Genomic DNA, 10337 nt, shown 5'->3' on the forward strand with positions numbered 1-10337 from the left:
CGTTGCACGTCTCCGCCCAGCTCGAGTTCGGGGCGCCCTCGCACGGACGGGCGGTTCGGCCTCGGGGTAACCACCGGCGCCACAGTCGGCCCTCATTTGCTTAGGCGTCAATTCAGCAAAGCACCCCAGCCGATGGTCGAGGCCGCCGAACGATCGGGATTCGTACGCACTCACCGCCCCGGCGGATAAGAGGGGGTGGACGGCCGTGGAGACATCGGATTTCACTTCCACTGCTGTTATCGGCATGGCCTGCCGATTGCCGGGGGGCATCGACTCTCCCGAGCGGTTGTGGGAGGCCCTGCTGCGCGGGGATGACCTCGTCACCGAGGTGCCCCCGGACCGATGGGACGCCGACGAGTATTACGACCCCCAGCCGGGCGTGCCCGGCCGCTCGGTGACGAAGTGGGGCGGCTTCCTCGACGACGTCGCCGGCTTCGATTGCGAATTCTTCGGGATTAGCGAGCGCGAAGCCATCGCGATCGACCCGCAGCACCGGCTGCTGCTGGAAACCTCATGGGAGGCCATGGAGCACGCCGGCCTCACCCCAGAGACCATGGCCGACTCGCTCACCGGCGTGTTCGTGGGGCTGACTCACGGCGACTACCAACTCCTGGCTGCCGACGCGCACGCCGTGGAGGGGCCGTATGGATTCTCCGGCAGCAGCTTCAGTTTGGCGTCCGGACGCATTGCGTATGCGTTGGGCGTGCACGGCCCCGCGGTCACGGTGGACACCGCTTGTTCGTCCGGTCTGACGGCGGTGCACCTGGCCTGTCGCAGCCTCGGCGACGGTGAAAGCGACCTCGCGCTGGCGGGCGGCGTGACCGTGATCCTTGATCCACGGAAGTTCGTCGCGGGCTCCGCGGAAGGCATGCTGTCCCCCACCGGAAGGTGTCACGCGTTTGACGTCGAGGCGGACGGGTTCGCGTCCTCCGAAGGCTGTGTCGTGTTGCTGCTCAAGCGATTAGCCGACGCACTGCGTGACGGTGACCGGATTTTGGCGGTCATCCGCGGCACCGCCACCAACCAAGACGGCCACACCGTCAACATCGCCACCCCCTCGGTCGCGGCGCAAACCGCGGTGTATCGGGCGGCGTTGGCAGCCGCGGGCGTCGACGCCGCCAGCATCGGCATGGTCGAGGCCCACGGCACCGGCACGCCGATCGGCGACCCGATCGAATACACCAGCCTGACCGACGTGTACGGCATCGACGGCGCGTGCGCGCTGGGCGCGGTGAAAACCAATTTCGGGCATGCCCAGGCGGCGGCCGGCGCGCTGGGGCTGATGAAAGCGGTCCTGGCCCTGCACCACGGCGTGGTGCCCCAGAATCTGCACTTCACCAAGCTGCCCGAGCAGCTGGCCGCCATCGAGACCAAACTGTTTGTGCCGCAGACGGTTACGCCGTGGCCACGCGATGCCGGTCGTCCCCGGCGGGCGGCGGTGTCGTCGTACGGGCTTTCCGGCACCAACGCTCACGCGATCGTCGAGCAGGCACCCGAACCCGCTGCCGCGGGGACCGTTTCGGTTGAATCGCCGAGGACCGACCCCCTGATGTTCCCGCTGTCGTCCAGCACGCCCGACGAGCTGCGCCGCTCCGCCGGCAGGCTGGCCGATTGGCTGGCAGCAAACGCGGACGTGCGGTTACCGGATCTGGCCTACACCCTGGCCCGTCGGCGCGTGCACCGCCCGGTGCGCGGCGCCGTCATTGCGGGCAACCACCCGGAACTGATTGCGGCACTGCGGGAGATGGCCGCCGGCGAAGGTCCGTACCCCGCCGCGACCGGGCACGACGACCGGGGGCCGGTGTGGGTGTTCTCGGGGCAGGGATCACAGTGGACCCAGATGGGCGCCGAATTGCTGACCACAGAGCCGGTTTTCGCCGCAACCGTCGCCGAGGCCGAGCCTCTGATCGCGCACGAAGCCGGATTCTCGGTGACCGAGGCGATGACCGCGGCGCAGACCGTCACCGGCATCGACCGAATCCAGCCGACCCTGTTCACCATGCAAGTCGCGCTCGCCGCCACCTTGCGCTCGTACGGGGCGCGCCCGGGCGCGGTCATCGGCCATTCCCTCGGCGAGGTCGCCGCCGCCGTCGTCGCCGGTGCCTTGTCGCTGGAAGACGGAGCGCGCGTCATTTGCCGGCGTTCGCGGCTGATGTCCCGCATCGCCGGATCCGGTGCGATGGCATCGGTGGAACTTCCTGCCCAGCAAGTGCTTTCGGAGTTCATCACCCGCGGCATCGACGACGCGGTGGTGGCGGTGGTCGCCTCGCCGCAGTCCACGGTGATCGGCGGGGCCACCCAAACCGTTCGCGATCTGGTCGCATCCTGGGAGCTGCACGAGGTGTTGGCCCGCGAGATCGCCGTCGACGTCGCGTCGCATTCCCCACAGGTGGATCCGATCCTCGACGACCTGGCGGACGCGCTTGCCGACCTCCAGCCGATGCCGCCGGAAATCCCCTTCTACTCGGCGACCCTGTACGACGCGCGTGAGCGGCCGGTGTGCGATGCCGACTACTGGGTGCAGAACCTCCGCCAGATGGTGCGGTTCGCCCCGGCGGTGCGGGCCGCGTTGGAGGAGGGACACCGGGTGTTCGCGGAATTGTCTCCCCACCCGCTGCTCACCCACGCGATCGAGCAGACCGCCCGCAGTCTGGACATGCCGCTGGCCGCCCTAGCGGTCATGCGCCGCGGCCAAGCACTGCCATTCGGGCTGCGCGGCTTCGTAGCCGACCTGCACTGCGCCGGTGCCGCCGTGGACTTCTCGGTGCTCAACCCCGACGGCCGGCTCGTGGACGCGCCGCTGCCGACGTGGGCCCACCGGCAGCTGTTGTTGCGCCGCGTCGATTCCGAATCCCCGGCGCACGGCCGGAGCATTTCGGTTCACCCGCTGTTGGGTGCCCACGTGCGCTTGCTGGAGGAACCGGAACGCCACGTCTGGCAGGCCGAGGCGGGCACCTCCGCCCAACCCTGGCTGGACGATCACCGCATCCGCAACGTTCCGGTGCTGCCGGCGGCGGCGTACTGCGAGATGGCGCTGGGCGCCGCGAGCGTCGTGCTCGGCGACGACGCCGAGGTCGGTGATCTGCGTTTCGAGCGCGCGCTGCTGCTCGATGAGCAAACCACGGTCAGCGCCTCGGCGTCCGCGTCAGCACCGGATGTCGTTGAGTTCGCGGTGGCGACCAAACAGCAGGGGCGGCACGCGACGGCAGTCCTCCGCGCCGCCGGCCCTCAGCAGCCGGCCACGCGGGACATGCTCGCGCTGCTGGCCGCCCACCCGCACCGCGAGGACGGCGCCGAGGTGCGCCGGCGCCTGGACCGGCGCGGCGTTCAGTATGGCCAGGCGTTCAGCGGATTGGTCGCGCTGCGCAGCGGCGACCAGGCGCCCGATACCGTGCTCGCCGAGGTCGCGCTGCCCAGTCAAATCCGTTCGCGGCAAGAGGGTTACGCGGTACACCCGGCGCTGCTGGACGCGTGCTTCCAATCCATCGCCGCCCACCCGAAGGTGCAGGCGCTCGACGATGACGCGCTGGCGTTGCCGCTCGGGATCGGGGCACTGCGTCTCCACCGTGCCACCCGGAGCGCCCGCTACTGCTACACCCGGGTAACTCACGCTGATCTGGCTGGAGTCGAGGCCGATCTCGACATGCTCGATGAGCATGGGACGACTCTTCTTTCCGTGCAGGGGCTGCGGTTGGGCGCGAGGGCAGCCGACAACGGCGACGCCGACCGGCTGCTTTCCGAACGGCTGCTGACGATCGACTGGCGGCAGCGCGAGCTGCCCGACGGCCACCACGTGACCGCCGGGACGTGGTTGTTGATCACCACCGCAGGTGACCTCGGTGCCGCGTTGACCGATGCCCTGAAAGGACTTGGTGCGCAGTGCATCACGATGTGCTGGCCAGCGCACGCCGACCACGATGCGACGGCACAACAGCTTCGAGATCACCTGCGGACGGGTGGATTCAGCGGAATGGTGGTTCTGACCGGACCCAGTAACGGCGGTGCCGCCGACCAGTCCGCGCGCCTGGGCTGTGAGTCGGTGCAGCATTTGGTCCGCATCACCCGCGGTCTGCCTGACTTCCCGGGCGAACTCCCGCGGCTCTATGTCGTGACCCGCAACGCCCAGGCTGTGGTCGCCGCCGACGTGCCGGACCTGGAGCAGGGTGGGCTGCGTGGTCTGGTGCGGGTGATCGGCACCGAGAATCCGCACCTGCGGGTCACCCAGATCGACATGGACCATGCCACCGACCCCGAACAGCTGGCCCGGCAACTGCTTGGCGGCTCGCGAGAGGACGAGACCGCGTGGCGCCAGGGCGCCTGGTACGCCGCGCGCCTGTCCCGCACCCCGCTGCTCCCCGAAGAGCGACGAACCACACTCGTGGACCCGGGGCGCGACGGGATCCGTCTGCAGATCCCTACGACCGGGGACCTTGCGTCGATGGAAGTCGTTTTCCACGAACGGCGTTCGCCGGGGCCCGGGGAGATCGAAGTCGCGGTCAGCGCCGCCGGCCTAAGCTACCCCGACGTGCTGGCCGCGCTGGGCCACGACCCCCACCGCGGGCTGGGCACCGATTTCGCCGGGGTGGTCACCGCGGTCGGAGAAGGCGTCGCGGACCACAACGTGGGCGATCGAGTCGGCGGGCTGTGCGGCGGTGGCTCTTGGGGCACCTTCATCACGTGCGATGCGCGCCTGGCGGTCGCGCTGCCGGCTGGACTGTCCGACGGGCAGGCGGCCGCGGTACCGACCGCGCACGCCACCGCGTATCACGGCTTGCATGAGCTGGCCCACATCAAGCCCGGTGATCGCGTCTTGATCCACTCCGCGACCGGTGGGGTGGGACAGGCGGCGATCGCGATCGCCCGCGCGGCGGGCGCCGAAATCTTCGCCACCGCGGGCAGTGAGGCGCACCGGCAACTTCTGCGGGACAGGGGCGTTGGCCACGTCTACGACTCGCGCAGCACCGACTTCGCCGACCTGATACGTCGCGACACCGACGGCCGCGGCGTGGACGTCGTGCTCAACTCGGCGTCCGGTGCCACCCAACGGGCCGGACTCGAATTGCTCGCGCCGGGCGGCCGATTCATCGACATCAGCCGGCGCGAGGCCGCGCTGGGACAAATCCCCGCACGCAACATCGCTTTCCACAACGTCGACATGGCGCTGCTGTCCGCCAGTGAGCCGGACCGCGTGCGCGCCCTACTGACCACGGTGTATCGCTTGATCGCCGACGGGACACTGCCGGTGCCGGACACCACGCACCACCCGCTTGCGGACGCGGACAACGCGATTCGCCTCGTGGCGGCCGCCCGGCACACCGGCAAGCTCGTCCTCGACATGCCGCGAAGCGGTGTGCGGCGTGTGCCGGTGCCGCCGGCGCAGGCCCCGGTCTTCCGCCGCGACGGCGCCTACATCGTGACCGGCGGGCTTGGGGGGCTTGGCCTGTTTCTGGCCGGGAAGTTGGCGACCGCCGGGTGCGGACGCATCGTGCTGTGCTCCCGGTCGCGGCCGACGCCAGAAGCCATGGAAACGATCGCGCGCATCGGGGCGGCCGGCACCGACGTCGCGGTCGAGTGCGGTGACATCGCCGAACCCTCCACCGCGCGCCGCCTGGTGGACACCGCGACCGCCACGGGGCTCCCGGTGCGGGGCGTACTCCACGCGGCGGCAGTGGTAGACGACGCCATCCTGAGCAACATCACCGCGGAGCTAGCCGAGCGTGATTGGAGGCCAAAGGTTTACGGCGCATGGCACCTCCACGCAGCCACCATCGACCAGCCGTTGGACTGGTATTGCTCGTTTTCCTCGGCTGCCGCCCTAGTGGGTTCTCCCGGCCAGGGCGCCTACGCGGCGGCCAATAGCTGGCTGGACGCCTTCACCCACTGGAGGCGGGCTCAGGGCCGGCCGGCGACCGCCATCGCCTGGGGCCCCTGGGCCCAGATCGGGCGTGCCACCGCCCTGGCGGAGAGTTCGGACGTCGCGATCCGGCCCGACGAGGGCGCGTACGCGTTCGAAACACTGGTGCGTCACGACCGGGCCTACACCGGCTACGCACCGATCACGGGCGCTTCGTGGCTGCAACTGCTGGCCGAGCGCAGCCCGTTCGCTGAAGCGTTTCGCCCTGTCGGAAATGCAACGGGCACAGGCAGACTGCGCGCCGAGCTGAACGGACTGCCCAAGGACGAGTGGCCCACCTCGCTGCGACGCCTGATCTCCGATCAGGTCAGCTTGATTCTGCGTCGTAGCGTCGATCCCGATCGGCCGCTGTCCGGATACGGCCTGGATTCACTCGGTGCGCTCGAACTACGCACCCGAATTGAAACCGAAACGGGGGTTCGCATCCCGTCCGCCGACATCTCCACCATCACGATTCGTGGTCTGGCGGGCCTGTTGTGCGAAAAGCTGGCACCCGCGGAAGTCGCCTGATCTCGGGGGGTGATGGATGCAACTTGACGAGCGTGCGCTTCCCCTGACACAGGGGCAGTTGGATATCTGGCTGGCGCAGGAGACGGGCCGCTCCGCCACCGACTGGCAACTTGGCCTCTTCGTCAAGATCACCGGGCGCGTGGAGCGCAAGCCCCTCGAGTGGGCGATCCGCCGGGCGCTGCGGGAGGCCGAACCCGTCAGGGCGGCAATCCTTTCCGAGGACGGCCAGGTCCTGCAGCAAGCGCTTGACGATCCCGAGGTCGACCTCGCGTTCCACGACCTGCGCGGCTCGGACAATGCCGTGCGGGATGCCCAGGAAATCGCGGCGTCAATTCAGCGCACACCCATGCCATTCACCGGACCGTTGTTCAGATTCGCGCTCTTTCAGACGGGTGTCAACGAATTCTATTGGTTCACCTGCTGTCACCACATCGTCGCCGACGCATCGGGCATTGCGCTCGTCGGCCATCGGATCGCGACCATCTACTCCGCGGTCATCTCGGGCGCGCCCATGCCGTCACCGTTCTTCGGCTCGCTGGCGGATTTGGTCAGATGCGAGTCGGAGTACGAAGCGTCGACCGATTACGCCGAGGATGAAGCGTACTGGTCTCGGAATCTCCCATCCCACGACGAACCGGATCGGCGGTTCCGGCGGGCGAATGAGGGCGGTCCGTACCGTTCCTCCGCCCCGATCCAGCTGGATCCTGCGGTCCTTCGCCGAGTCGAAGAGTTGTCCCACGCCTGGGAAATGCCTCGGTCATCGGTCATCACCGCCGCATGCGCCCTGTTGGTGCGCGCGTGGAGTGGCAACGGTACGGAGGTGGTGCTCGACTTCCCGGTGAGCAGGCGGGTTACCCCGGAATCGAAGACGATTCCCGGCATGGTCTCCGGCGTCGTTCCGCTGGTGTTGAAACTCTCGCCGCAATGCACGGTCAGCGACCTCTGCCGGCATGTCGATGCGCGAATACGAGAGGCATTGCGCCACCAGCGTTTTCCCGTGCGCGGGCTGGAGCGCAAGGTACGTTCCGGCGACCCTCGGCAGTCCGCCCAGCGAGTGAGCGTCAACTTCCTTCCCGCGGTGCTCGCCTTGGACTTCGGTGGTCTGGCGGCTTCGGCGTCATATACCAATTCCGGTCTCGCCGACGGCTTCGGGTTGTTCTTCTCGGCCGTCGGAGATCAACTGCTGTTCGGCGTCGAGGGTGCTGGGCAGCCGTTTGCGGGCTTCACCGCCGCCGACCTGGCTGAACGCTTGATGCGGGTGCTGGCGGCGATGACCGGCGATCCCGAACGTCGGCTGTTGTCGATCGACCCGTGCAGCGCCGACGAGTACACGCGGATCGATGGATGGGGCAACCGGTCGATGCTGACCCAGCCCGCACCCGAACCGGTGTCGATTCCGGACCTGTTCGCCGGCCAGGTGTCGCGCGCGCCGGCGGCCGTAGCGCTGGTCTTCGAGGGCCGCTCGATGACCTACCGGGAACTCGACGAGGCCGCTAATCGGCTGGCCCACTTCCTGGTCGGTCGGGGCGCGGGCCCCGGGCAGAGCGTGGCTCTGCTGCTCGCGCGTTCGCCTGCTGCCGTCATCGCGATGCTTGCGGTGCTCAAGACCGGGGCGGCGTATCTGCCGATCGATCCGGGGCTGCCGGACGCACGGATCGAGTTCATGCTGGCCGACGCCACCCCGATTGCCGTCGTGACGACGGCGGACATGGGGTCGCGGCTGGACGGGTGCGAGCCGACCGTCGTCGACATCGCCGACCCGCGCATCGACACTCAACCCGGTACCGCATTGCCGGCGCCCACGCCCGACGACATCGCCTACCTCATCTACACCTCCGGCACGACCGGTGTTCCGAAAGGTGTTGCCGTCTCCCACCACAACCTGACGCAGCTGTTGAAATCGCTCAACCCGTCGGGACAGGTCTGGGCGCAGTGGCATTCGTTGGCCTTCGACGCCTCTGTCGAAGAGATCTGGAGCGCTCTGCTGTTCGGGGGCCGGCTGGTGGTGGTGCCCGAGTCGGTGGCCCGCTCACCGGACGACTTCCGCGCCTTGCTGGTCGGCGAACAGGTCGGGATGCTGAGCCAAACGCCGTCAGCGCTGGCGGCCCTGCCCGCCGAAAGCTTCGGAGCGGCAACACTACTGGTGGCCGGCGAGGCCTGCCCTCCCGAGGTCGTCGATCGATGGGCGCAGAACCACACTGTGATCAACGGCTACGGCCCCACCGAAACCACCGTGTGCGCGACCAGGAGTGCACCTTTGGCACCGGACTCGGGCACACCGCCGATCGGGGCGCCGGTACCCGGGGCGGCGGCGTTCGTCCTCGACCAGTGGTTACGCCCGGTACCGGTCGATGTGGTCGGCGAGCTATATGTTGCGGGCCGCGGCGTGGGCGTCGGCTATTGGCGCCGGGCCAGCCTAACCGCTTCACGCTTTGTCGCCTGCCCGTTCGGATCACCCGGAGCGCGCATGTATCGCACCGGGGACCTGGTGCGCTGGGACGCCGACGGGCAGCTGCACTACGTCGGCCGCGCCGACGAGCAAGTCAAAATCCGCGGGTATCGCATCGAACTCGGCGAGGTTCGGGCCGCGTTGGCCGCACTGGACGGGGTCGACCAGGCGGCGGTGATCACCCGTGAAGACCAACCCGGCGCCCCGCGCCTGGTCGGCTACGTCACCGGGACGGTCGACACGGCCGGCGCGCGCGCCGCGCTGGCCGAGCGACTGCCGAGCTATATGGTGCCGGCCGCGGTGATTGTGATGGACGCGCTGCCGCTCACGATCAACGGAAAACTCGACAAGCGTGCCCTTCCCGCGCCGGAATACTTTGACGCCAACAGATTTCGTGCCCCGGTCACCGCCATGGAAGAGGTGCTGGCCGGCGCCTTTGCGGAGGTGCTCGGCCTCGACCGGGTCGGGGTCGACGAGTCGTTCTTCGACCTGGGCGGTGATTCACTATCGGCGATGCGCCTCGTCACCGCCATCAACAAATCCTTGAAAGCCGGCCTGTCGTTACGCGCGTTGTTTGACGCGCCCACGGTGGCACTTTTGGCGCCCCGCCTCAATCACGACGGGGCCGGACGCGAGCCACTGGTGGCGGGCGACCGGCCCGTGGTCATCCCACTTTCGTTCGCCCAGAGCCGGTTGTGGTTCCTCGAGCAATGGCGGGACCGCGCCGCGACCTACAACATGCCCACCGCGTTCCGGATCAGCGGGCCCTTGAACGTCGAGGCCCTCGGCGCGGCCCTCGACGACGTCATCGGCCGCCACGAGTCCCTGCGCACGGTGTTCCCCGACGCCGACGGTGTCCCGTTCCAGCAGGTGTTGCCGGCCCGACCCGGGATGTGGCACCGCGGGGACGCTGCGGTGGTGTCGTTGCCGGAGCACGACGTGGCGGCCGAGTTGATGGCCCTGGCCGATCACCGATTCGATCTGTCGACCGACATCCCCATTCGCGTGCAGATCTACTCGGTCGGCCCGGAGCAACATGTGGTCGGAATCGTGCTGCACCATATCGCCTTTGATGGACTTTCACTGGCGCCGATGGTGCGGGACATCGGCGGGGCGTATCGGGCGCGGGAGCAGGGGCGGGCACCGGATTGGGTCGAGTTGCCGGTGCAGTATGCGGATTACACGTTGTGGCAGCGGGCTCAGTTCGGTGATCTCGATGACGGCGACGGTTCGATCGGCCGCCAGTTTGCGTATTGGGAGGATGCGCTGGCGGGGATGCCGGAGCGGTTGGAGTTGCCGACGGATCGGCCCTATCCGGCGGTGGCCGATCAGCGTGGGGCGACGGTGGTGGTGGAGTGGCCGGCGGAGTTGCAGCACCAGGTGGTCGTACAGCCGGCGCAGCTGCCCCTCGGGGTCATCGATCAACTCCTCATAGCGCAGTTCGTAAAAGCGCGAGGGGTCGAC

The 10337-nt window shown here is 68.6% G+C and carries 1 protein-coding gene and 2 pseudogenes; 2 read left to right on the top strand and 1 reads right to left on the bottom strand.

The annotated features are described in order from the left end of the window. Positions 1–205: 205 nt before the first annotated feature. Together pks2 and BRW65_RS30870 are read left to right on the top strand one after the other, a co-directional pair. A complete protein-coding gene (gene pks2 / locus BRW65_RS04505) occupies positions 206–6424 on the top strand; it encodes a sulfolipid-1 biosynthesis phthioceranic/hydroxyphthioceranic acid synthase (RefSeq protein ID WP_073871701.1) in 6219 nt (2072 codons plus the stop codon). 16 nt (positions 6425–6440) lie between these two features. Further along, a pseudogene (locus tag BRW65_RS30870) lies at positions 6441–10256 on the top strand (non-ribosomal peptide synthetase); the annotation flags it as partial. Here the strand turns inward: BRW65_RS30870 and BRW65_RS32140 are convergent. After that, a pseudogene (locus BRW65_RS32140) lies at positions 10245–10337 on the bottom strand (sulfotransferase); the annotation flags it as partial. The pseudogenes BRW65_RS30870 and BRW65_RS32140 sit on opposite strands and share 12 nt — an antisense overlap.

The sequence above is a fragment of the Mycobacterium paraffinicum genome (genome assembly GCF_001907675.1).
Taxonomy (GTDB): Bacteria; Actinomycetota; Actinomycetes; order Mycobacteriales; family Mycobacteriaceae; genus Mycobacterium; species Mycobacterium paraffinicum_A.